This window comes from Flavobacterium sp. LS1R10 (assembly GCF_003968825.1).
GTDB lineage: Bacteria > Bacteroidota > Bacteroidia > Flavobacteriales > Flavobacteriaceae > Flavobacterium.
In genome coordinates this window covers 32,838-54,035 of sequence record NZ_RYDH01000003.1, presented here as the reverse complement: position 1 = coordinate 54,035, position 21,198 = coordinate 32,838, and the positions used below count along the sequence as shown (strand labels likewise).

Sequence of the window (21,198 nt, the reverse complement as noted above, 5' to 3'; positions counted from 1 at the left end):
ATATAGATAATTTTAAGCAAAAAATCGCTATCATTTTCCAATAAATAATTAAATTGCCGTTCAAAGTCAATTCTTTGGTTCTAAAATACACCTTGGTTTCCAATCCAGAAAATCGGTTTAATTTATTTTGCTATGACAGAAACCCACACCAATTAAAAGGACTTTCTAATGAAGCCGTTTTTCTTTCGAGAACAAAATTTGGCTCGAATGCAATAGTCAATCAGGATAAAAATCAGTTCTTGAAATCCCTATTCGAAATGGTAAAGGAACTAATGTTCTTACTATTACTCTCCGCAACTAGTGCTTATTTCATTATTAGTGATTATGGAAACTGAATTTTGATGAGTGTAGCAATTGTATTGGTTTCCGCTATTTCACTGTATCCGGAATCCAAAAGCAGAACAGCAATTGAAGCCTTAAAAAATTATCCAGACCCAAAAGCAAAGTCATTTGCAACAGCTAAATCATTGAAATTTCAAGCGAGGAAATAGTTGTTGGCAACAAAACGCAACTAGGCATAAAATAGGGCAATCATTCGGCAACTCTTGAATTATGAAAAAATAGCAACTTAAAAACTAACGAAGTAATGTTAGATAGTACTTTATCTTTTACTGTTTTTGAAAATAACATTTAACCCCAGTTGAAAAGAAAGACTATTTGCCTTGGTAACATCGCGGTATTCCAAAAGATTATCAGCAAGAATATAGAAATTTACTGGTCCAAAATGACTGGACAATCCCAATCCTATATTCTTGTACGAATACGAATCTATGGTGTATGTGGCTTTCATTTGCAATGCCTTGAAGAGTTTTCGCCTGTAATAGGTGGTAAAAGCGACTAGTGGAGTTCGTGGTGTAGACATAACAAATAATTGGGCGCCAACTGCACTTTTATAAATAGTTTCCGGATCATAATTAAGACAATTACAATCTTCTGGTCTTTCTTCGTCAAACGAATACTGAACCGAAGTATTGAATTTTGCCGGGCGCCAAGTCGTATAATCCGCATATAAGGTGTCCAAAGGAATGGCATCATTGAATTCCTTGTATCCGTTTCCTGGTGAATTACCGGAGCTGAAATTCGGAATCACACCTTCATACTTATAGGTTCCTTTGTATGTTAAACTCTCTACTTCTTTGCTGTGTTTAATAAAACCCACATCAATAACACTGGCCGTAAGCTGTATGTTTTTCTTTGGATAATAGGTAAACCCAGCATCAAATCCCAGTCCTAAATTACCTCCTAAAAAAGCTCTTTTAGTAATGTCTTTCGCCACATTAGGTTCGTAATTCTCATCATTATATTGAGCAATTCCAGACGTATTGAGTTGTAATTGTGAATAAATTATCTGTTCATAGGTTCCTGTAGTGGAAGGAATAGTGTAAATATAGCCTGAGTTCTTGGTAGAATTAGCATTGTAAATACTCGAATAAATTTTACCTCGTACTCCTAAAATAAACTTTTCATTGATGTTTTTATGAAATCCAACATGAAATACCGTTAGCAATTCTGCTTTGACATTCAGATCTCCTAAATTAAAAACTTTACCCAGATAACCTTCATTTCCGTCTAAAGCTAAAATGGCAATGTCTTTAGGAACATAACTTAACATATCAAATTCCTGATACATCCCAAACGAAATATAAGAATCATTTTGTTCTCCTTTGATTTTAAAACCTCCGTTAAAAAGTTCTATTTGTTCATTGATTGCTACCCTGTCTTTTCTAGAAGATGAGAATACTGCATTGCGTAATTTTACATTAAAATCGACTCCGTTATCCGCAAATAAATCATACGCCGAAAATCCGCTTGAGCCTACATTTGCAGAAATTCCGGACAATAAAGGAACTCCAAAATACCAATTATATTTGAAATCTGCTCCCGGATTAGTCATCAAAGACTGAGGAACTGAGGTGAAATTATATAAAATTTGTTTGTTTTGCGAAAAGCAATCTACAGCTAGAAATAAAATAAAAATTAAGATTACTTTTCTCATTCCAGCACTAAATAAGCGGTTGCACCTGAACGCAGTTTCAAACTCCCAGCACTATCCTCGTTCAATGGTGCACCAGGCGACATTGTCAGTGTAAAAGCAATTCTGGTAGTTCTTTTTAATAAATCAAGCTGGGAGTTTTCGAAAGTTTCTGTCTTAGTCATTTTGTTTTCCGAACCGGTATAAGCCGGAACAGTAAAATTTATAGCGTGAACGCGTTGGTAATTTTTGTCCAAAAACACTAGATCCACTGAATATGCTCTACTAATGGTATTTTCCATTTCAAATGAAAGTTCCACTTTTTTTAATCGCTGTCTAAAAAAATCATCATTAAACACATCCAATACGGGTGCATCAAAGATCACGCTTTGCTCTACTCCATTAGTGACAAAATCTTTTGCCAGAATGTCAAAATGTGCTAAATTAGATACAAAAACAGGCTCTAACTTTAAAGTGTCCACCTGATCATAATCTAAATCACTCGCGCATGAAAAAGAAAACAACAACAATATTAGTATTCCTATAACTCTATTGAAAGCCAGTAGTCTCATGGTATGATTCGTTAAAGAAAAAAATTTGATTCGTATGATTAACGCATCAATGATAAACTTATTATTGCCAAAATAAAAGAGTTCCACTCCAGTTTCCTTTCTTTTATTTCTAATGAAACTCTCCAAACAACTTAGAAGCCTCATTATAAGCACTTTCAAAACTCATTGGACTGCTATTTGTATATTCTTTTTGGGCAGTAAAATATGATAATAATTTCTCCGTGGGCATGTTCCCAGTCAGATCATCAGTAGCCATTGGACAACCACCAAAACCCTGAATGGCTCCATCAAAACGACGACATCCTGCTTTATAAGCGGCATCAATTTTTTCAAACCATTTATCAGGTGTGGTATGGAGGTGAGCACCAAATTCTATTTCTGGATATTGTGGAATTAAATTTGAAAACAAATACGAGATTACATCAGGGGCAGAACTTCCTACTGTGTCCGAAAGCGACAGGATTTTGACTCCCATACTGGCTAATTTTTGAGTCCATTCGCCAACAATTTCAACATTCCATGGATCACCATAAGGATTTCCAAAACCCATTGATAAATACGCCACGACTTCTTTGTTGCTTTTAGCTGCAATTTCAAGAATTTCCTGTAAGGTAATTAACGATTCAGCTATGGTTTTGTGGGTATTCCGCATTTGAAAATTCTCAGAAATCGAAAATGGGAAGCCCAAATAGCGTATTTCAGGATGAACAGCCGCAAGAGTTGCTCCTTGTGTATTGGCAATAATAGCCAATAATTTGCTTTTGGTTTGAGATAAATCAAGTTGTGCCAGAACTTCTGCTGTATCCTGCATTTGCGGAATTGCTTTTGGTGAAACAAAGCTTCCAAAATCTATAGTATCAAAACCCACACGCAACAAAGACTGAATATAAGTCACTTTTCTTGCCGTAGGAATAAAAGGTTTGATGCCTTGCATGGCATCCCGTGGACATTCTATAATTTTTATTGGTTCCATAGAAAGCCAAAGATAGAAAAACAATTAAGATTATTAAATTATGATTTTTAAAATTTCTAAAATTGATATTATTACCTATTTTGGTAATAAATTAAAATATTACGTAATTTGGTAATAACAAATATTATTACGTAATTTGGTAATAATTTAATTCTAATCTTTTGAAATTGAATTTGATTTTTTAATTACAGTTGAAATATGATAAGTATAATCACAGGAGACATTATTAATTCGAAACAACTACCTTCTGCAATATGGATTGACGGCTTGAAAGAGCTATTGAATACCAAAGGTAAAAATCCGAGTGAATGGGAAATTTATCGGGGTGACGAATTTCAAATAGAAATTACAAATCCTGAAGAAGCACTACTCACAGCTTTGCAAATTAAAGCGTATCTAAAAACGCTGAAACTCGATGCGAGAATGAGTATTGGTTTTGGTGATAAAACCTATTCTGGAGCAACAATTTCCGAAAGTAACGGAACTGCATTCGTTCGATCCGGGGAACTTTTTGAAACTTTAAAAAAACTAAAAACGACCTTAGCCATTAATTCCGGCACTAGCGATTTAGATACTGAAATAAATTTAATGCTGCGTTTAGGATTGACCTTTATGGATAATTGGCTGGCGCAATCGGCTGAATTTATTGTGGTTTCTATGGCAAACAAAATGCTTTCTCAAGAAGAAATAGGCACAAAATTAGGTATCAATCAAGCCGCTGTAAGTCGGAGACGAAAACGAGCACAATTTGATTTGGTATTAGAATTAGACAATCATTTTCGGAAAAAAATTAAAAACCTCCGTGTATGATTATTTTTGTAAAACTACTATTGGCCCATTTACTTGGTGATTTTTTGTTGCAACTCACATCTTGGGTTTTAGATTAAGAAAACAGGAAACATAAAAGTATTTATCTTTATATCCACACGTTTATTCACTTTTTTCTGGCTTGGATTTTAATTGGTAAGACTAATTTTGTTTAGTTTGCGACTGTACTAGCGGTAACACATGGAGGAATTGATTTTATGACATTACACGTTCAAAAAGACAAAACAAAACGCAATTGGTTCCTAATTGACCAACTTTTACATCTTATCGTACTCATAGCAATTACACTATTTTACAATAACGACCGTATCGATTTTGCATCATTTGACAATCAATTTTGGATCTTTGCAACCGGAATACTTTTACTGACACAACCTACATCGATACTGATAAAAAATATCATTTCGATTTGGACTCCAGAAAACAAAAAAAACGATGATTCTCTAACCAATGCTGGAAATTACATCGGAATATTAGAACGCTTATTTGTCTTTTACTTTGTAATTAGTACCCATTTTGAAGCCATCGGTTTTCTATTGGCTGCAAAATCTATCTTCTGTTTTGGAGATTTAAAAGAAGCCAAGGACCGAAAACTTACTGAATATGTTCTTATCGGAACCTTATTAAGTTTTGGAATTGCTTTATTGACAGGGCTTTTAATACAATATGGGATATTAGAATTTTTCTAAAATTTTCATATTTATGGCTTTCACTAAAGCTGGTCCTTCATAAATAAAACCGGTATACAACTGAATTAAACTTGCACCAGCGTCTAATTTTTCTATTGCATCTTCGGCAGAATGAATTCCCCCTACTCCAATAATCGGGAAGGCTTTATTGCTTTTCTCAGCTAAAAAACGGATTACTTCAGTAGACCGTTTTGATAATGGTTTTCCTGACAAACCCCCTAATTCGGCTTTATTTTCGGATTGCAATCCTTCACGGGAAATTGTAGTATTAGTAGCAATAACGCCCGCGATTTTAGTTTCCTTTATAATAGCAATAATGTCAAGTAACTGCTCATCTGTCAAATCAGGAGCAATTTTCAGCAGAATTGGCTTTTGCTTTGGCTTTGCCAAATTCTTATTCTGCAACGTTTGCAACAGTTGCGCCAATGGCTCTTTGTCTTGCAAAGCACGGAGATTTGGCGTGTTTGGCGAACTCACATTCACTACAAAATAGTCCACATAATCATATAAAGCGTCAAAACATATTTCATAATCTGAAGTCGCTTCTTCGTTTGGTGTCAACTTATTTTTTCCAATGTTTCCACCTATCAAAATACCTTTATTTTTTTTTAATCGTTCCACCGCTTCTTGAACTCCACTGTTGTTGAAACCCATTCGGTTAATAATGGCGCTGTCTTCTTTCAAACGAAACAAGCGTTTTTTAGGGTTTCCTTCCTGCCCTTTTGGGGTAAGTGTTCCTATTTCGATAAAACCAAAACCAAAGCTGGACAATTCTTTATACAACTTGGCGTCTTTATCAAACCCAGCCGCAAGTCCTACGGGATTTTTAAATTTTAGTCCAAAAACTTCTGTTTCTAATCGGGGATCCTTGACTTCATAAAGCAATTTAAAAAGAGAAGAAAACCCTGGGATTTTAGACAAAAAGTGAATTAATGAAAAAGTAAAATAGTGCACTTTTTCAGGATCAAACCAAAAAAGTATGGGACGTAAAAGTAATTTGTACATGGGTGCGTTGTTATGGAGTACAAAAATAGAATTATCTAACCGATAAATAAATATTTAGAAAATAATTTATATAAATCATTTTGATTACTAAAAATATCCGGGAGTACAACGCGTATTAGAGTTACTGATCCGTAAAAATGGTGACTCGGCAGGAATTACAAATTGTAATGCTTTTAATTCATGATGCCCAACAGTAAAGCAATAGTAGTCCGAAAAAATCTAATTCCTATTTTTAGTGGTTTAATAAAAGACGGAATCACCAACTTTTATATAAAAATAGTACCTATATTGATAGAGGAAAATCACTGGGACTTTGGACAAAAAAAATGGAAAATGGAAACTTTTCCGCGATTGTTTTAACGCTGATATACCAATGGCAAAAATGTAATCGTTAATTATTTGCCTATACCGACACAAAAATAATAGTGCAGGCATTGTTATTTCAAAAGATTAAAATAAACAAAATTCACACCAACATTTACTTAAAAATGCTCCTTAAAAAATGATTATATTTGCATAAAACAAAGAAAAATGCAACATATCATAGACCGTTTTATCAGTTATGTAATTATTGATACCGAATCTGATTCAAACTCAGAAACTACTCCAAGTACCACAAAACAATGGACTTTAGCCCATAAACTGGTTGACGAATTAAAAGCTATAGGAATGCAAGACGTAACAATAGATGACAAATCATATATTATGGCTACTTTGCCCAGTAATGTGGCTCATGAAGTGCCAATCATAGGATTTATTTCTCATTTTGACACTTCTCCGGATTTTTGTGGAGCCAATGTAAAACCTCAAATTGTGCGCAATTATGATGGAAAAGATATTGTATTAAATGCAGATAAAAACATTGTATTATCCCCGAGTTATTTCAAAGATTTACTGCAGTATAAAGGACAAACACTAATCACTACAGATGGCACAACATTACTAGGAGCTGATGACAAAGCCGGAATTACAGAGATTGTTACCGCAATGGAGTTTCTGATCAATAACCCGGAAATCAAACACGGAAAAATACGAATTGGCTTCACACCAGACGAAGAAATTGGTCGTGGTGCCCACCATTTTGATGTAGATAAATTTGGAGCTGAATGGGCGTATACTATGGATGGTAGCCAGGTAGGCGAATTAGAGTATGAAAATTTTAATGCAGCTGGTGCCAAAATCACTTTCAAAGGCAAAAGCGTACATCCTGGTTATGCCAAAGGGAAAATGATCAACTCTATGCTGATTGCCAATGATTTTATCAATGAACTCCCCTCCGGAGAAACACCTGAAGAAACTAAAGGATACGAAGGTTTCTTTCACGTACATCACATAACAGGAAGCATCGAAGAAACCGTTTTAGAACTTATTATTCGGGATCATAACAAGAAAAAGTTCGAAAGGCGTAAAGAATTAATCGAGAAAATTGTTCGAAAAATCAATAAGAAATTTGCAAAACAATTTGGTGAAGACATAGTTATCACTGAGATTAAAGATCAATATTACAATATGAAAGAAAAGGTTCTGCCTGTAAAACACATTGTAGATATTGCTGAAAAAGCAATGAAAGAAATAGGAATCAAACCGCTTATTAAGCCTATTCGTGGTGGAACAGACGGTTCACAATTATCCTATAAAGGATTACCATGTCCTAATATATTTGCAGGAGGACACAACTTTCACGGAAAATACGAATACGTTCCTGCTGAAAGCATGCAAAAAGCAGTTGAAGTAATCGTGAAAATTGCTGAGCTAACAGCATTAGGAGATTCAATTATAAAATAAGCCTAATTTAGAATATTCAAAAATCAATACCTATTCTTGGGATAAAAATAATAATTGGTATGCCTAATTATAATTTCTCAAATTAATTATTGCCACAACAGAATTAGCAGCAGTATTTCAGAAATTCTATCCTTGCAAACAATACGAATTCTTAGCATATCTTGAAACAGCAAAACGAGACGAAATTAAACGTTCCGGTATTGAAAAAAGAATACGAATACTATCAGAAAATATTAGTCTTAATGACAAATATGGATGACATTAAGTCCCATTTCTAAGAACTCAGAGTGGGACTTTTTAATTTAAAAAACACTAAGAAAAGAACATTCACTACAAATCATTCAGAGTAAATCTCCCTAAAATCTTACTTATAGTCTTTCATCAACAATTGTCTCCTACCTCTATTTCTGGTATACTTGAAACTTCCAATTTAGAATATTGAAAAGCTTAACATTCGAAAATAAATTAAATCACTATATTTGCTAACAATTACTTAACCATTTATTAACATTGAGCCATTTTTTTTAAGTTTTTAATAAAATCAAAAACGACACTAATAATACACACTATGATACAAAAAAAAGAAAATCCTACAGTACCTACTTCCGTAAAACCTGAAATTGATAAACCCGTAAGGGCACCCAAAAACAAAGTTATCCAACCTTCTGAAGAAACTATAGTCCCACTTAATGAAGTAGTAATAACTGAAACAATAGAAGAAACCATAGAAATTTCAGTAGAAGACAAAGACGATACAACTGTGGAAGTTCTAAATAAAAAGGACGATACAAAAGATCTTAAAAAGAAGTTAAAAATAAAAGACAAAGACATGAAAGACAAAGACAAGAAAAAGGCTAAAAAAGCTGACGCAAAAGAGAAAGCAAAGCAAAAAGCGAAAGCGAAAGCAAAAAAGGCAAAAAAAGCAAAAAAGGATAAAGCAAAAAAAGCAAAAGTAAAAGCCAAGATAAAAGCCAAGAAAGCCAAAGCAAAATCTAAAAAAGCAAAGAAAGCAAAGAAAAGCAAAAAATAATCCGATTATTTTTTATCCAAAAAAGTCCCAATCCGAAACCGGATGGGACTTTTTTAATTTCTCAAACCAAAAATTATTTTTTGTTCAATACTGCACTCATTTCCATAGAAATAGCAGAACGCTCCATTTTTAATTTTCCTGACATCGTCTCTACAACAACCGTTGTATCCGCTAGTTCAGAAACTTTTCCGTGAAGACCACTTTTTGTAATGATTTTATCACCTACTTTAAGTGTGCTTTCAAATTCTTTTTCATTTTTCGCTCTTTTTTGTTGTGGTCTGATCATGAAGAAATAGATCACCACAAACATTAATATAAACGGTGCAAATTGAGTTAATTGTTCCATAATTTTAATTCTCTTTTTATTTGTTAATTATTACATTAAGCCGCGACCGGCTTTTATAATTCTTTTGCTGGCTTGAAGCTCTTTTACGAGACTATCTAAAATTCCGTTGATAAAAATACTACTTTTTGGTGTAGAATATTCTTTGGCAACCTCTAAATATTCGTTAAGAGTTACTTTGACGGGAATTGATGGGAATTTTAAGAACTCACAAATTGCCATTTTTAGAATGATAGTATCTATTTCGGCAATCCTATCACTGTCCCAATTGGGCGTTTTATCCACGTACTCCTTAGCTAATTCCGTTTCATTCAAGACTGTTTTTCGGAACAAGTCTTTCACGAAATCCTTATCTTCATTGTCTTTATATAACTTTGGCACTCTGAAATTATCATCTTCACCAGATTTGATTACCTTCAATTGCTTGATAATATGTGTGTTTACTAACGGAATATCATCCACCCAAGTCAATTTGTCATCTTCCAGATACTCATACAATTTCTCGTTAGGAACAATTACATCCATGAATAAATCAACAATAAACTGTCGGTCTTCCTCAAAGGTGTTCACCGCATTACTCATGTATTGCGCATACAATGTGCTGGCTTTAATATCATTCAAAAGCAATAAAATATAATCGTCGTTTAACGTCCAATTATTGATTTTACGGTTTTCCAGCGCGATACTTAATGAATTATTTTCGGAAAGAATTTGAAAAATTCTATTTTTGATGAATTTTTCGTTTGGTTTACGTTCCTCAGGAGTTGCAAGATGTTTCAAACTGGATTTATGCAAAAAAATAGTTTCTGTTTTGCAAATTTCAATCAGCGAAGAAAGCATTATAAGATATAAATCTTGAATATTGTCGATACTGTAAAAAAGGAATTTTTCTTCTTTTTCCAGATTATCTGAACCGCTTTGATGCATCGCATAAATGGATTGCATAACCTTGACGCGAATGTGTCTTCTATTTACCACCTTGTAAGAACTTTTATTAATTAGGGTGCAAAAATAAGTATTTCATTTTTTAAAATAAAATATATAATCGGTTATTTTATTGCATTCAATCAACAGTATTCAGTGAATGGTACAAAAATGTTCGCTGAATACTGAAAACTGAGCCTTGAAAACTACTTTTTATTGTTTTCTATTTTTCTTTGATAGATGCGATTTTGAGCAATCGTCAAAGCCGCATGATGCGTTGTCATGTTGTTTGCAAGGGCAAAATCAAATATTTCTAAGGTTGTGTTGTAAATATTTTCTGTTTTACGCATGATCTCCGCTTTGTCATAATGTGCTAATTCAGCATACACATTGATAATTCCTCCGGCATTAATCAAAAAATCAGGCGCGTATAAAATGCCTCTTTCTTGCAGAATTGCTCCGTGAACATTCTCATCCGCTAATTGATTATTAGCAGCTCCAGCAATAACTTTGGCTTTAATTTTATAAACTGTATTGTCATTTAAAGTTGCTCCCATGGCACAAGGCGCGTAAATATCAACATCAGCACTGTACAAATCGTCTCCTCTGAAAATTGCTGCATGGTACTTCGCTCCTACTTCATTCAGTTTTTCTTCATTGATATCAGCAATGGTGACAATAGCTCCTTCTTTAGTCAAATAATCAACTAATGTTTCGCCAACGTGACCAATTCCTTGTACCAATACTTTCTTACCACTCAAAACATCCGACCCAAATTGTTGTTTTGCAGCCGCTTTCATGCCTAAATATACTCCGTAAGCCGTAACAGGTGATGGGTTTCCGGAACCACCTCTTGATTCAGAAATTCCAGTAACATACGGCGTTACATCTCTTACTGTATCCATATCTTTAGTTTCCATTCCCACATCTTCAGCAGTAATATATCGTCCGCTTAAAGAATGTACGAATTCACCAAATTTACGCATCAACTCTGGTGTTTTTTGTGTTTTGGCATCGCCAATAATCACCGCTTTACCGCCACCAATATTCAATCCTGTAATTGCTGCTTTAAAAGTCATTCCGCGTGAAAGTCGCAGTACGTCGTTTAGGGCTTCCCATTCATTCGCGTAATTATACATCCGCGTACCACCCAAAGCAGGACCCATAACCGAATTATGAATACCAATAATTGCTTTTAAACCTGTATCTTTGTCGTTGCAAAATACAATTTGTTCATGATCATCAAATGATAATTGACCAAAAACGGGATCCATTTTTTGAAGTTCCTTTACAGTAGTGAAAGCTGCATTCATAGTGTGAAATTTTTATAATGATAAAATTATGAATTTGTCAAAAAGACGATCCAAAATTACACAAAAAATAAATATGCGGTAACATCTTATATAAAAATTGTTTATTCAGCAATTTACACAATCGAAAAATTATTATTAAAATTACTAAAAGCAAAATTTTATACCATCAATAAAACTATTTCAACATAGAATATCATAAAAATGAAAGAATTACGTTATTTAAATAAATATTTCGTCAAATACAAATACAGTTTTTTACTGGGGATTGTTTTTACCATTATTGCACAGATCTTTATGCTTTTTACACCCAAGCTGATCAGCAAGTCTTTTAAGGTAATTGAGGCTTTCGCCAAAGATAAAACCGTAGCCAAATCAGTCATTTACGAGGAATTAGTTGCGAATATTTTACTAATTATTGCCACAACAATCATTGCTGGTTTTCTTACTTTTTTGATGAGACAAACCCTAATCGTGATGTCGCGCCACATCGAATTTGATCTAAAAAACGAAGTGTTTCGGCAATATGAGAATTTATCTCAAAATTTTTACAAACAAAATCGTACCGGCGATTTGATGAACCGAATCAGCGAAGATGTATCCAAGGTCAGAATGTATGTAGGTCCTGCGGTGATGTATACTATAAATACCGTAATTCGTTTTGCTATTGTAATTGTGTATATGTATAACGTATCGCCAAGATTGACTCTGTATACCTTGCTGCCTTTGCCGCTATTGTCCTATGCCATTTTTAAACTTAGTTCCGAAATCAACGTAAGAAGCACCATTTTTCAACAATATTTATCTAAAGTTTCTAGTTTTTCGCAGGAGATATTTTCAGGAATCCGAGTGATCAAAGCATATTCATTAGAAGATCAACACCAAAAAAACATGGTGAATTTAGCCCATGAGAGCAAAAGCAAAAGCTTGAATTTAGCCAAAGTACAATCTTTATTTGGACCATTAATGCTTGCCCTTATAGGAATCAGTAACTTAGTGGTCATCTATTTTGGAGGTCTGATGTACATTGATGGAACGATCAAAAGCATTGGAACCATCGCTGAATTCATCCTATATGTCAACATGCTGACCTGGCCCGTGGCTTCACTAGGTTGGGTTTCGTCAATGGTTCAGGAGGCCGAAGCCTCTCAAAAAAGGTTAAATGAATTTTTAAAAATTGAACCCGAGATAAAAAACAAAAACGAAAACAAATCCATAATTGAAGGTTCTATTTCTTTTGAAAACGTAAGTTATACCTACGAGGACACTAATATCAAAGCGTTACAAAATATTTCGTTCACAGTAAAAAAAGGAGAAACCTTGGCCATTTTAGGAAAAACAGGTTCCGGAAAATCGACTATTTTATCGTTGATTTCCAGAATGTATGATGTTACAGCCGGGAAAATAAATATTGACGGAAATGAAATAAGCGCCATTAATCTGTTTGATTTACGCAACAGCATTGGTATTGTGCCACAAGATGCCTTTTTGTTTTCGGACAGTATCAAGAATAATATTATGTTTGGGAAAGAAAATGCTTCAGAAGAGGAAGTGAAATCTGCTGCCAAAAGTGCTGTGGTACATGACAACATTATGGGCTTCAACAAACAATACGAAACGGTTCTGGGCGAAAGAGGAATTACACTTTCCGGAGGTCAAAAACAAAGAGTTTCCATTGCCAGAGCAATTATTAAGAATCCCCCTATTTTACTTTTGGACGATTGCTTGTCAGCAGTGGATACTGAGACCGAAGAAGCGATATTAAACAATTTGCAAGAAATCTGCAAGGACAAAACAACTATTATAGTGAGTCACCGCGTATCATCAGCTAAAAATGCCGATCGAATTATCATTATCGAAAAAGGACAAATTATCCAACAAGGCTCTCATAATCAATTGATAAATCAAGAAGGGTATTATGCTGCTTTGTATTTGAAACAACTTTCAGAAAAAGAAATGCTATAATTGTTGTATAATACATATTTTTTATAGATTTTTGGATACTAGTTAACAACCATAAATTGACAGAAAGGATTATGAGAGAACATGACATGTTAGAAAAAGAAGAGATATTTTCTAAAGTTTTAAGAGCTGGAAGAAGAACGTATTTCTTTGATGTGAGAGCGACAAAAGCAGATGATTATTACATTACCATTACTGAGAGCAAGAAATTTACGGAAGAAGATGGATCTTTCCATTTCAAAAAACATAAAATCTATTTATACAAAGAAGATTTTGCTGCTTTTGCAGAAATTCTTGGCGAAATGACTTCTTATGTTTTGAACCACAAAGGCGACGAAGTAATATCAGAAAGACACCAAAAAGATTTCAAAAAAGAATATGCCTCTGAGAAATCAGAAGATGAAATCATACCGCAAACATCAACTTTTACCGATATAGAATTTGATGATATTTAATATTTAGTTCCTTACTTACCAATAAAAAAGTCCAAAAATCATCTGATTTTTGGACTTTTTTGCTATAGAAAATTAATTTACAGTTGATTGCAAGAATTCCTTTCACAAATTAGCCAATTCGCAATCCGTTTTGAATTTTGAAATCCGGCGCCAGTAAAATCACGTCTCCTTCCTGACCAACTGCTCCTAAAATTAAACATTCACTACTAAATTTTCCAATTTGTTTTTTAGGAAAATTGACTACGGCAACAATCTGTCGGTCTAGCAAATCCTCTTTCCGGTACCGTTTCGTTATTTGTGCGGATGTTTTTCGGATTCCAATTTCGGAACCAAAATCTATTGTGAGCTGATACGCTGGTTTTCTCGCTTCGGGGAAATCATTCACTGCCAGAATTGTTCCTATACGCATCTCTACTTTTTCGAATTCAGTCCAGGATAATTCCATAAAATCTTAGTTTTAGTTTTGAGTTATAAATATACTATTTTAACTATTTATACAACGCCAATCCGCAAGGAAAAACCAGCTCTTCATCGACAAACTCAAATACAGCAATAGTGATAGAAATATCCGTGACATATTCCTTACCAATAAAAACCTAAAATACGAGTCCTTCACACAAAGGAATAATATGGCCTTTTTTTACTTTTTCATGTATAAGTTAATTATATTCGTAGTTTTGTGCCTCAATAAAACAGTAACTATACATTGAATCAATCCTACGCAATGATCACCATACAAGAAGCAAAAACAAAAAGCGAATTAACTGATTTTATCAAATTCCCTTTTTCTTTATACAAAAACAATAAAAACTGGGTTCCGCCATTAATTGCTGAAGAACTGGAAGGATTTGATAAAACAAAAAATCCCGCTTTTGAAACTGCCGAAGCCTATTTTTATGTTGCTAAAAGAAATACCGAAATAGTAGGCAGAATTACGGCAATTATCAATTGGAGTGAGGTAAATGATCAGCAAAAAAAGAAAGTGCGTTTTGGCTGGTTTGACGTCATTGATGACATCGAGGTAACTAAAGCCCTTTTAGAAAAAGTATATGAATTAGGACGGAAAAACAATTTAGAACATGTTGAAGGCCCGATGGGATTTTCAAATCTAGACAAAGTAGGTATTCTGACCGAAGGTTTTGACCAAATAGGAACCATGATTACTTGGTACAACCATGAATATTATGCACGTCATTTTGAGCAATTGGGCTATGTAAAAGAGAAAGAATATATTGAGAGTAAATTTCCTTTTGAAAACGTAAAACTACAATTTTTTGAAAAAGCAAATGATTTAGTCAAAAAAAGATACCAGTTAAGTCCGCTTAATTTCAAAACAACTAAAGAGGTCATGCCTCATGTGGATAAAATGTTTGATTTATTTAATAAATCCTACGCTTCCCTATCGTCATTTGTGGCTATTTCCGACACTCAAAAAGAGTATTTCAAGAAAAAATACATCAGCTTTATCAATCCTGAATTTATAAAATTTGTAGAAGACAAAGATCATAACATCGTGGCCTTTAGCATTGTGATGCCTTCTTTTGCAAAGGCAGTACAAAAATCCAAAGGAAAATTATTCCCGTTTGGATTTCTACATTTACTATTGGCAAAAAAATACAGCAAAGATGTCATTTTCTATCTGATAGGCGTATTGCCGGAATATCAAAACAAAGCCGTTACCGCAATTATTTTTAAAGAATACTATGAAACTTTCCGAAAAAAAGGGATTGTTAATTGTTTTAGAACCCCTGAATTAGCTGATAATGCTCCCAGTCTAAACTTGTGGAAACATTTTAATCCATTAATTCACAAACGAAGATGCACGTATCGGTTAGAATTGTAGTATTTGACAAGTATTGAATTAAAAAAATTCATCAGTTTTGCTGATGAATTTTTAGTTTTAAATGCCTGCATGCTAAATTCTTAAAAGGAAATTATAAATCAAAGGATACAATTTACTTTTGACAACACCACACTTACATTAAATTTTAATTGCTTTCTATCTTTAAACGTTACTTTCCCTTTATTATCAACCACATCACCATAACCTTCCACATAAGTATTCCCTTTTTTTAAGAAAACAACTTGCCGCACAGTCACAAGCCCTTCGGACATGAAGGTATACGCTGCATAAAGCGTATCTCCTTTTATTTCTCCTACTAATGTCCCATTATTTTTATCTTTTTCATAGAAATTATACCTTAATTTTCCTGAAACATATTGCTCATTTTCTATTTTCAAAATCACAGAAATGCTATCATTCTTTATAACACCGGTGTAACATTCTTCCAGAATAGACTCTTTAACATCCTTTTCTATAGAAACATTTGGACTTGCGGCTTCTTCCAGCTGTTTACTTTTATGACATGAAATTAAAAAACTAAAAAAAATGACACCCAATACAATCCCTTTTTTCATACCCTTTGTTTTTTGTTGTATAAAGATATCACTTCTTTTTAAGTATAAAAAAAATCCATCCTGCTAAAGAAAGCAGGATGGATTAGAATAACTTATTTTATAAGACTAAGCGTCTAAATCAACTTTTGTTTTACTTGCAATCTCTTTATAGGTTCCATTTACTAATTTTTCACGAATGGCTTCAAAAGCAACTAGTGTTTCCTCAATATCTGATAATTCATGTGAGGTTGTAGGTATCATTCTCAATAAGATAATTCCTTTTGGAATAACAGGATAAATTACAATCGAAAGGAAAATTCCGTAATTCTCTCTCAAATCGTTCACCATAACCATAGCTTCCGGAACACTGCCTTCTAAATAAACAGGAGTAACACATGTGTTTGTGTCTCCAATATTAAAGTTTCTGGTTCGTAATCCGTTTTGTAATGCATTAACATTCTCCCAAAGTTTGTCTTTCAATTCTGGGTGATTACGCAACAATTCCAATCGTTTCAAAGAACCAATTGTTTGAATCATTGGCAAGGACTTAGCGAACATTTGAGAACGCATGTTGTATTTAAGATAATCGATAATGTCTTTATCCGCAGCTACAAAAGCACCAATATTAGCCATTGATTTAGCAAAAGTGGAAAAATAAACATCAATATCATCCTGAACTCCTTGCTCTTCACCTGCTCCGGCACCTGTTTTTCCAAGTGTTCCAAATCCATGTGCATCATCAACAAGCAAACGGAAATTATATTTTTGTTTCATGTCCACAATCTCTCTCAATTTTCCTTGCTGTCCACGCATTCCAAAAACGCCTTCCGTTATAAAAAGGATTCCTCCTCCAGTTACTTTAGCTAATTTTGTGGCGCGTTGCAGGTTTTTTTCCATACTTGCAAGATCGTTATGACGGTATGTAAAACGTTTTCCCATGTGCAAACGAACACCATCAATGATACAAGCATGTGCATCAACATCATACACAATTACATCATTTTTAGTTACTAATGCATCAATTGTAGACATAATTCCTTGGTAGCCAAAATTCAATAAATATGCTGACTCTTTGCTTACAAAAGCAGCTAATTCATTTTCTAATTGCTCATGATATTTGGTATGTCCACTCATCATTCGGGCTCCCATAGGGTAAGCTGCTCCATATTGTGCAGCCGCATCAGCATCTGCCTTCCGTACTTCCGGGTGATTAGCAAGACCCAAGTAGTCATTTAAACTCCAATTCAAAATATCTTTCCCATCAAACTGCATTCTTGGACCTAACTCACCTTCTAATTTAGGAAAAACAAAATAACCTTCCGCTTGTGAAGCCCATTTTCCTAATGGTCCTTTATTGTTTTGAATCCTTTCGAATAAATCTTTTACCATAATATATTAAGTAATAATTTTAATTTTTAAGAAGTTGCAAAAATAATTATTTATATTTTATAAAGGACTTGAAAACAAATTTATTTTTAGTTTATTACAACGATAATTCCTGACAATTTCCTACTATATGCGATATCTGTTACATTATCTAAAAAAAATGCTTCATTCCTGCTAATAACACAACAAAAAGTATATCTCACAAAACTTTGAAACGATTTTGATTCAAAATCGTTTTATCAATAAACATTGTATCTTTGAATAAATATTTCAATACTAAAGTTTATGGCACAGGACACAAAAGAGTTAAAATTAGCGGTTCTAATTGATGCTGATAATGTTCCCTACAGCAATGTAAAAGGAATGATGGAAGAAATTGCTAAATTTGGCACACCAACCACCAAACGTATTTATGCTGATTGGACGAAACCTAATGCTGGTGGATGGAAAAGTGTTTTATTAGAGCATGCCATTACGCCTATTCAACAATACAGCTATACTGTAGGAAAAAACTCCTCAGATTCAGCGATGATTATTGACGCAATGGATCTATTATATTCTGACAAAGTGGATGGTTTTTGTATTGTATCCAGTGATTCTGATTTTACCCGTTTAGCAATTAGGCTTAGAGAATCCGGTATGAAAGTAATTGGTATTGGAGAGCAAAAAACGCCCAATTCATTTATTGTTGCCTGTGATCGCTTCATCTATATTGAGGTTCTGGATGGCGCAATCAAGAAAAAAACAAAAAAACCAACGGCCACTGATCCTAAAAAAGTTGCCCCAAAAACGTTGAACAAAATTGATTTGCACACCATTGAATTAATAGAATCAACCATTGAAGACATAGGTGATGACAGTGGATGGGCATTTCTCGGTGACGTAGGAAATCTTATTGTGAAGAAAAAACCAGAGTTTGATCCTAGAAATTATGGCTTTTCTAAATTAACTCCAATGTTGAAATCATTGACCGATATTCTGGAAATTGACGAAAGAGACTCCGATAAAAAAGGAATCAAACACGTTTATGTACGATTGCGATTTAGTTAACTAATTTTTTGATTGCCTCATATAGCACTTCTTTTTTGATTGGTTTAGACAAATAATCATTCATTCCTATTTCCTTAACCCGCTGTTTTGTGGCCTCCATGACATCCGCTGTTACAGCAATAATAGGAATATGACTATTGTGTATACCTGCTGCTCCATTTCTTATTGCAATTGTAGCTTCATAACCATCCATCACTGGCATTTGAAGGTCCATCAGTACAATATCAAATTGATTTTTAATCAATGCCATTATCCCTTCCTGACCATTATTAGCAAACATAACTGTGGTATTCAACCATTTTTTAGTAATCATTTTGATCACCATCTGGTTTATAGGATTGTCTTCAACTACTAAAATGGATTTCCCTTCTAAATCATTTTCAATTCCCATTTTAGCAGTTGTTCCTATGCCTTTTTTTTGTTCAGAGACCTCAAAATCAATCGTCATGACACAGGTGGTTCCCACATTAATCACGCTATCCATTTTAATACTTCCGTTTTGCATATCTACCAATGTTTTCACGATATAAAGTCCTAATCCAAGTCCGCTGAATTTTTTCTTATTATCACTACTCTTTTGATAAAAAGAATCAAAAATACGTTCCCTTTTATCAGGAGAAATCCCCACCCCGGAATCTGAAATGGTCAATATCAAGCTCGCCCTGTTGCCGGGCAATAATTCCGCATCAATAGTAAACTTCACACACCCTTTTAAGGTGAATTTAATGGCATTACTTAATACATTATTAACGATCTGAACCAATCGATTAGCATCTCCAATCAAAAAATCAGGAATACTCTCTGATTTCGAAAATTGAAACTCAAGTCCCTTTTCATTCGCTATATTGATCGCATTATTATTTAAATACTCTAAAACCTGTACGGGATCAAATGGATTGTTTTCCAGTTTTAATTCCCCTTTTTCAATTTTAGAAAAATCAAGAATATCATTGACCGAACTCAATAAACTATACGAAGAATACTTTATGATTTTGCATTTATGTTTGATCGTATCATCTTCAACTTCATTAGAAATTGACTCAATCAAATTCATAATAGCATTCAATGGAGTACGTAATTCATGACTAATATTGGATAAAAAATAAGATTTCAAATCATTCATTTCTTCAGAACGAATCAAAGCAAGACGATTGAGGTTGTCTTTTTCATTTTTAAGATTCCGAATCAAATTAGCCATAGAAAGGGAAAGAAAAATAACTTCCAAACCAGTACCTAATTTAGAGCTGTTATCTGTTAGAAACGAATTGGGAATTTGACTGAAGTTATTGAGAATAAAAATGCCAAAGCCGAGCACCAAAAAGAAAATACCCATTGTAAAAAAACCATCTACATGTATTTTTTTACAATACAGATACACGACAGAACTTATAATCAAGATAAGAATCAGCAATCCCAGCACGTTTGCCAATGGATAACACAAAGCTAAAGCCTTAGGGACAAATAAAATACATACAATTAAAACAAAAGCTAAAAAATAAAGAACAGTAAACAAAAAGTAAATTATTTTATTATGTTTTTTGATATTCAAAAAAACTTCACTGTATTTGCCCAGCAAAAAACCTGCAATCATCGCAAAAAGCAACACTGCACGAAGCGAAAACCAACCGCCTTTAGGGGTAATTAACTCATAAAAATAACCATCTAAAGAGAACTGCATTAAGCCGATAAAAACAACATATAAACTATAATATAAAAATGCTTTTTGGCGTAAGGCAAAATAGAAGAATAAATAAATAATAGAAACAATGGCCAGAATACCATAGAATATACCAAAAAACAACTGCTCGTTTGAAATCAACTTTATAAAGTTTTCTGAAGAGTACAACATGACCGGCATGTTGACAACTTCACCATCACTTTTTAGATGCAAAAATAATTGCTGCCTCGAATTTGGCAAAATTTTAATCTTAAAAATAGTTTTACGATTATCAAAACTTCGCTCAGAAAAGGGCATATTATCACCGCTTACCATTTTGGTAATTTTCCCCGAAGTGCTATCAATAAAATACAATTCTACTAAATCCGTTATAGGTCTGGCCGTTTCTAAATAATAATTCAAAGTCCGATCACTAGCGTTTATAAGCTCCGTTTTTGACCAAAAATTATTTTGAGAAAAACCTAAATCATCATTTTTAGTTTGAAGTTTTTTAGGATTAAATGAATTAAAGTTGGCAAGAACATAGTGAATATCTAGATTTCTTTGACCGACATCTGCAACTGTAGTGTAATTGTGCAATGAAACTTCTTTGGGTATAGTTCCATTACTGAATTCATATTGAGAAAATGATTTAGTAAAAAACAATACAACTAAAGAAACATAAATCCATTTATCTATTTTTTTACCCATCGCCGCAAACTGTATAATTAAATATTAGTTTATATACGTTGAAAGATAAAGTTTGGTTTTATAACAGGTTTTAAAATTGCTAGCGTTTGATACAAAGAAGTAACTCGTTGGGTTTACTAATTCAAAGCATAATAACCCCCTTCAAATAG

General features: G+C 33.6%; 21 protein-coding genes and 1 pseudogene. 11 read left to right on the top strand and 11 right to left on the bottom strand.

Annotation, left to right across the window (positions count from 1 at the left end; genetic code table 11):
• Positions 1 to 53: 53 nt before the first annotated feature.
• Entirely contained in the window at positions 54 to 335 is a 282-nt protein-coding gene (locus EKL96_RS07350; RefSeq protein ID WP_158614925.1) for a cation-transporting P-type ATPase, read from the top strand.
• Between the two features lie 6 nt (positions 336 to 341).
• Complete coding sequence (locus EKL96_RS14185; protein ID WP_158615219.1) at positions 342 to 491, top strand: hypothetical protein; 150 nt, start codon at positions 342 to 344, stop codon at positions 489 to 491.
• 110 nt (positions 492 to 601) lie between these two features.
• Here the strand turns inward: EKL96_RS14185 and EKL96_RS07345 are convergent, their stop codons facing one another.
• Genes EKL96_RS07345 through EKL96_RS07335 form a run of 3 tightly spaced genes read right to left on the bottom strand, consistent with a single transcriptional unit; the run spans position 602 to position 3,517 of the window.
• Entirely contained in the window at positions 602 to 1,996 is a 1,395-nt protein-coding gene (locus EKL96_RS07345; protein WP_126460256.1) for a DUF5723 family protein, read from the bottom strand.
• Positions 1,993 to 2,688 (bottom strand): hypothetical protein, encoded by a 696-nt coding sequence (locus tag EKL96_RS07340; protein WP_233579276.1) that lies wholly within the window; start codon positions 2,686 to 2,688, stop codon positions 1,993 to 1,995. Before EKL96_RS07340 ends, EKL96_RS07345 begins: the two co-directional genes overlap by 4 nt.
• Positions 2,654 to 3,517: a hydroxymethylglutaryl-CoA lyase gene (locus EKL96_RS07335; protein WP_126460253.1), complete on the bottom strand. Its 864-nt coding sequence runs from the start codon at positions 3,515 to 3,517 to the stop codon at positions 2,654 to 2,656. The genes EKL96_RS07340 and EKL96_RS07335 overlap by 35 nt, the downstream gene beginning before the upstream one ends.
• Before the next feature lie 198 nt (positions 3,518 to 3,715).
• Here EKL96_RS07335 and EKL96_RS07330 point away from each other — a divergent pair, with 198 nt between their 5' ends.
• Positions 3,716 to 4,327, top strand: coding sequence for a hypothetical protein (locus EKL96_RS07330; protein WP_126460249.1), 612 nt, complete (start codon positions 3,716 to 3,718; stop codon positions 4,325 to 4,327).
• Positions 4,324 to 5,034, top strand: a pseudogene (locus EKL96_RS07325) (DUF3307 domain-containing protein). Before EKL96_RS07330 ends, EKL96_RS07325 begins: the two are co-directional and overlap by 4 nt.
• Here the strand turns inward: EKL96_RS07325 and EKL96_RS07320 are convergent.
• Positions 5,020 to 6,039, bottom strand: a complete 1,020-nt coding sequence (locus EKL96_RS07320; protein ID WP_126460246.1) for a quinone-dependent dihydroorotate dehydrogenase — start codon at positions 6,037 to 6,039, stop codon at positions 5,020 to 5,022. The pseudogene EKL96_RS07325 and the gene EKL96_RS07320 overlap by 15 nt on opposite strands.
• A gap of 531 nt (positions 6,040 to 6,570) precedes the next feature.
• Here EKL96_RS07320 and pepT point away from each other — a divergent pair.
• From pepT to EKL96_RS14295, 3 genes are all read left to right on the top strand, one after another.
• A complete protein-coding gene (gene pepT / locus EKL96_RS07315; RefSeq protein ID WP_126460243.1) occupies positions 6,571 to 7,824 on the top strand; it encodes a peptidase T in 1,254 nt (417 codons plus the stop codon).
• A gap of 85 nt (positions 7,825 to 7,909) precedes the next feature.
• Positions 7,910 to 8,083, top strand: a complete 174-nt coding sequence (locus EKL96_RS14680; RefSeq protein ID WP_126460868.1) for a YdeI/OmpD-associated family protein — start codon at positions 7,910 to 7,912, stop codon at positions 8,081 to 8,083.
• A gap of 309 nt (positions 8,084 to 8,392) precedes the next feature.
• Positions 8,393 to 8,854 (top strand): hypothetical protein, encoded by a 462-nt coding sequence (locus EKL96_RS14295; protein ID WP_199739575.1) that lies wholly within the window; start codon positions 8,393 to 8,395, stop codon positions 8,852 to 8,854.
• A 73-nt stretch (positions 8,855 to 8,927) separates the two neighbouring features.
• Here EKL96_RS14295 and yajC read toward each other — a convergent pair whose 3' ends face one another.
• The 3 genes from yajC to EKL96_RS07290 all read right to left on the bottom strand — a co-directional run bounded on the left by yajC (position 8,928) and on the right by EKL96_RS07290 (position 11,434).
• Positions 8,928 to 9,200 (bottom strand): preprotein translocase subunit YajC, encoded by a 273-nt coding sequence (gene yajC, locus EKL96_RS07300; protein ID WP_126454584.1) that lies wholly within the window; start codon positions 9,198 to 9,200, stop codon positions 8,928 to 8,930.
• A 30-nt stretch (positions 9,201 to 9,230) separates the two neighbouring features.
• Positions 9,231 to 10,142: a transcription antitermination factor NusB gene (gene nusB / locus EKL96_RS07295; RefSeq protein ID WP_126460862.1), complete on the bottom strand. Its 912-nt coding sequence runs from the start codon at positions 10,140 to 10,142 to the stop codon at positions 9,231 to 9,233.
• Between the two features lie 185 nt (positions 10,143 to 10,327).
• A complete protein-coding gene (locus EKL96_RS07290) occupies positions 10,328 to 11,434 on the bottom strand; it encodes a Glu/Leu/Phe/Val family dehydrogenase (protein WP_126460240.1) in 1,107 nt (368 codons plus the stop codon).
• Between the two features lie 201 nt (positions 11,435 to 11,635).
• On the opposite strand from EKL96_RS07290, the gene EKL96_RS07285 reads away from it, so the two are divergent.
• Together EKL96_RS07285 and EKL96_RS07280 are read left to right on the top strand one after the other, a co-directional pair.
• Complete coding sequence (locus tag EKL96_RS07285) at positions 11,636 to 13,396, top strand: ABC transporter ATP-binding protein (protein ID WP_126460236.1); 1,761 nt, start codon at positions 11,636 to 11,638, stop codon at positions 13,394 to 13,396.
• A gap of 71 nt (positions 13,397 to 13,467) precedes the next feature.
• Entirely contained in the window at positions 13,468 to 13,848 is a 381-nt protein-coding gene (locus EKL96_RS07280; protein WP_126460233.1) for a PUR family DNA/RNA-binding protein, read from the top strand.
• Positions 13,849 to 13,957: 109 nt separating this feature from the next.
• On the opposite strand, the gene EKL96_RS07275 is transcribed toward EKL96_RS07280, so the two are convergent.
• Positions 13,958 to 14,293: a tRNA-binding protein gene (locus EKL96_RS07275; RefSeq protein ID WP_126460231.1), complete on the bottom strand. Its 336-nt coding sequence runs from the start codon at positions 14,291 to 14,293 to the stop codon at positions 13,958 to 13,960.
• Between the two features lie 279 nt (positions 14,294 to 14,572).
• Between EKL96_RS07275 and EKL96_RS07270 the strand changes: the two genes are divergently transcribed.
• Entirely contained in the window at positions 14,573 to 15,691 is a 1,119-nt protein-coding gene (locus EKL96_RS07270; RefSeq protein ID WP_126460228.1) for a GTP cyclohydrolase, read from the top strand.
• A 98-nt stretch (positions 15,692 to 15,789) separates the two neighbouring features.
• On the opposite strand, the gene EKL96_RS07265 is transcribed toward EKL96_RS07270, so the two are convergent.
• Positions 15,790 to 16,266, bottom strand: a complete 477-nt coding sequence (locus tag EKL96_RS07265; protein ID WP_126460225.1) for a hypothetical protein — start codon at positions 16,264 to 16,266, stop codon at positions 15,790 to 15,792.
• A 105-nt stretch (positions 16,267 to 16,371) separates the two neighbouring features.
• Positions 16,372 to 17,634, bottom strand: a complete 1,263-nt coding sequence (locus EKL96_RS07260; protein ID WP_126460222.1) for an aminotransferase class I/II-fold pyridoxal phosphate-dependent enzyme — start codon at positions 17,632 to 17,634, stop codon at positions 16,372 to 16,374.
• Between the two features lie 282 nt (positions 17,635 to 17,916).
• Between EKL96_RS07260 and EKL96_RS07255 the strand changes: the two genes are divergently transcribed.
• Entirely contained in the window at positions 17,917 to 18,681 is a 765-nt protein-coding gene (locus tag EKL96_RS07255) for an NYN domain-containing protein (RefSeq protein WP_126454595.1), read from the top strand.
• Here the strand turns inward: EKL96_RS07255 and EKL96_RS07250 are convergent.
• Positions 18,674 to 21,049: a hybrid sensor histidine kinase/response regulator gene (locus tag EKL96_RS07250; protein ID WP_126460219.1), complete on the bottom strand. Its 2,376-nt coding sequence runs from the start codon at positions 21,047 to 21,049 to the stop codon at positions 18,674 to 18,676. The two genes, EKL96_RS07255 and EKL96_RS07250, sit on opposite strands and share 8 nt — an antisense overlap.
• Positions 21,050 to 21,198 lie beyond the last annotated feature (149 nt).

Excerpts from the sequence above, each read along its gene's own strand:
- EKL96_RS07345 (WP_126460256.1), bottom strand. The coding sequence starts at position 1,996 with ATGAGAAAAGTAATCTTAATTTTTATTTTATTTCTAGCTGTAGATTGC.
- EKL96_RS07330 (WP_126460249.1), top strand. The coding sequence starts at position 3,716 with ATGATAAGTATAATCACAGGAGACATTATTAATTCGAAACAACTACCT.
- EKL96_RS07255 (WP_126454595.1), top strand. The coding sequence starts at position 17,917 with ATGGCACAGGACACAAAAGAGTTAAAATTAGCGGTTCTAATTGATGCT.
- EKL96_RS14295 (WP_199739575.1), top strand. The coding sequence starts at position 8,393 with ATGATACAAAAAAAAGAAAATCCTACAGTACCTACTTCCGTAAAACCT.
- EKL96_RS07270 (WP_126460228.1), top strand. The coding sequence starts at position 14,573 with ATGATCACCATACAAGAAGCAAAAACAAAAAGCGAATTAACTGATTTT.
- EKL96_RS14185 (WP_158615219.1), top strand. The coding sequence starts at position 342 with ATGAGTGTAGCAATTGTATTGGTTTCCGCTATTTCACTGTATCCGGAA.
- pepT (WP_126460243.1), top strand. The coding sequence starts at position 6,571 with ATGCAACATATCATAGACCGTTTTATCAGTTATGTAATTATTGATACC.
- EKL96_RS07250 (WP_126460219.1), bottom strand. The coding sequence starts at position 21,049 with ATGGGTAAAAAAATAGATAAATGGATTTATGTTTCTTTAGTTGTATTG.
- EKL96_RS07335 (WP_126460253.1), bottom strand. The coding sequence starts at position 3,517 with ATGGAACCAATAAAAATTATAGAATGTCCACGGGATGCCATGCAAGGC.
- EKL96_RS07285 (WP_126460236.1), top strand. The coding sequence starts at position 11,636 with ATGAAAGAATTACGTTATTTAAATAAATATTTCGTCAAATACAAATAC.
- EKL96_RS07320 (WP_126460246.1), bottom strand. The coding sequence starts at position 6,039 with ATGTACAAATTACTTTTACGTCCCATACTTTTTTGGTTTGATCCTGAA.
- nusB (WP_126460862.1), bottom strand. The coding sequence starts at position 10,142 with ATGCAATCCATTTATGCGATGCATCAAAGCGGTTCAGATAATCTGGAA.
- EKL96_RS07340 (WP_233579276.1), bottom strand. The coding sequence starts at position 2,688 with ATGAGGCTTCTAAGTTGTTTGGAGAGTTTCATTAGAAATAAAAGAAAG.
- EKL96_RS07280 (WP_126460233.1), top strand. The coding sequence starts at position 13,468 with ATGAGAGAACATGACATGTTAGAAAAAGAAGAGATATTTTCTAAAGTT.
- EKL96_RS07290 (WP_126460240.1), bottom strand. The coding sequence starts at position 11,434 with ATGAATGCAGCTTTCACTACTGTAAAGGAACTTCAAAAAATGGATCCC.
- EKL96_RS07260 (WP_126460222.1), bottom strand. The coding sequence starts at position 17,634 with ATGGTAAAAGATTTATTCGAAAGGATTCAAAACAATAAAGGACCATTA.
- EKL96_RS07265 (WP_126460225.1), bottom strand. The coding sequence starts at position 16,266 with ATGAAAAAAGGGATTGTATTGGGTGTCATTTTTTTTAGTTTTTTAATT.
- EKL96_RS07275 (WP_126460231.1), bottom strand. The coding sequence starts at position 14,293 with ATGGAATTATCCTGGACTGAATTCGAAAAAGTAGAGATGCGTATAGGA.
- yajC (WP_126454584.1), bottom strand. The coding sequence starts at position 9,200 with ATGGAACAATTAACTCAATTTGCACCGTTTATATTAATGTTTGTGGTG.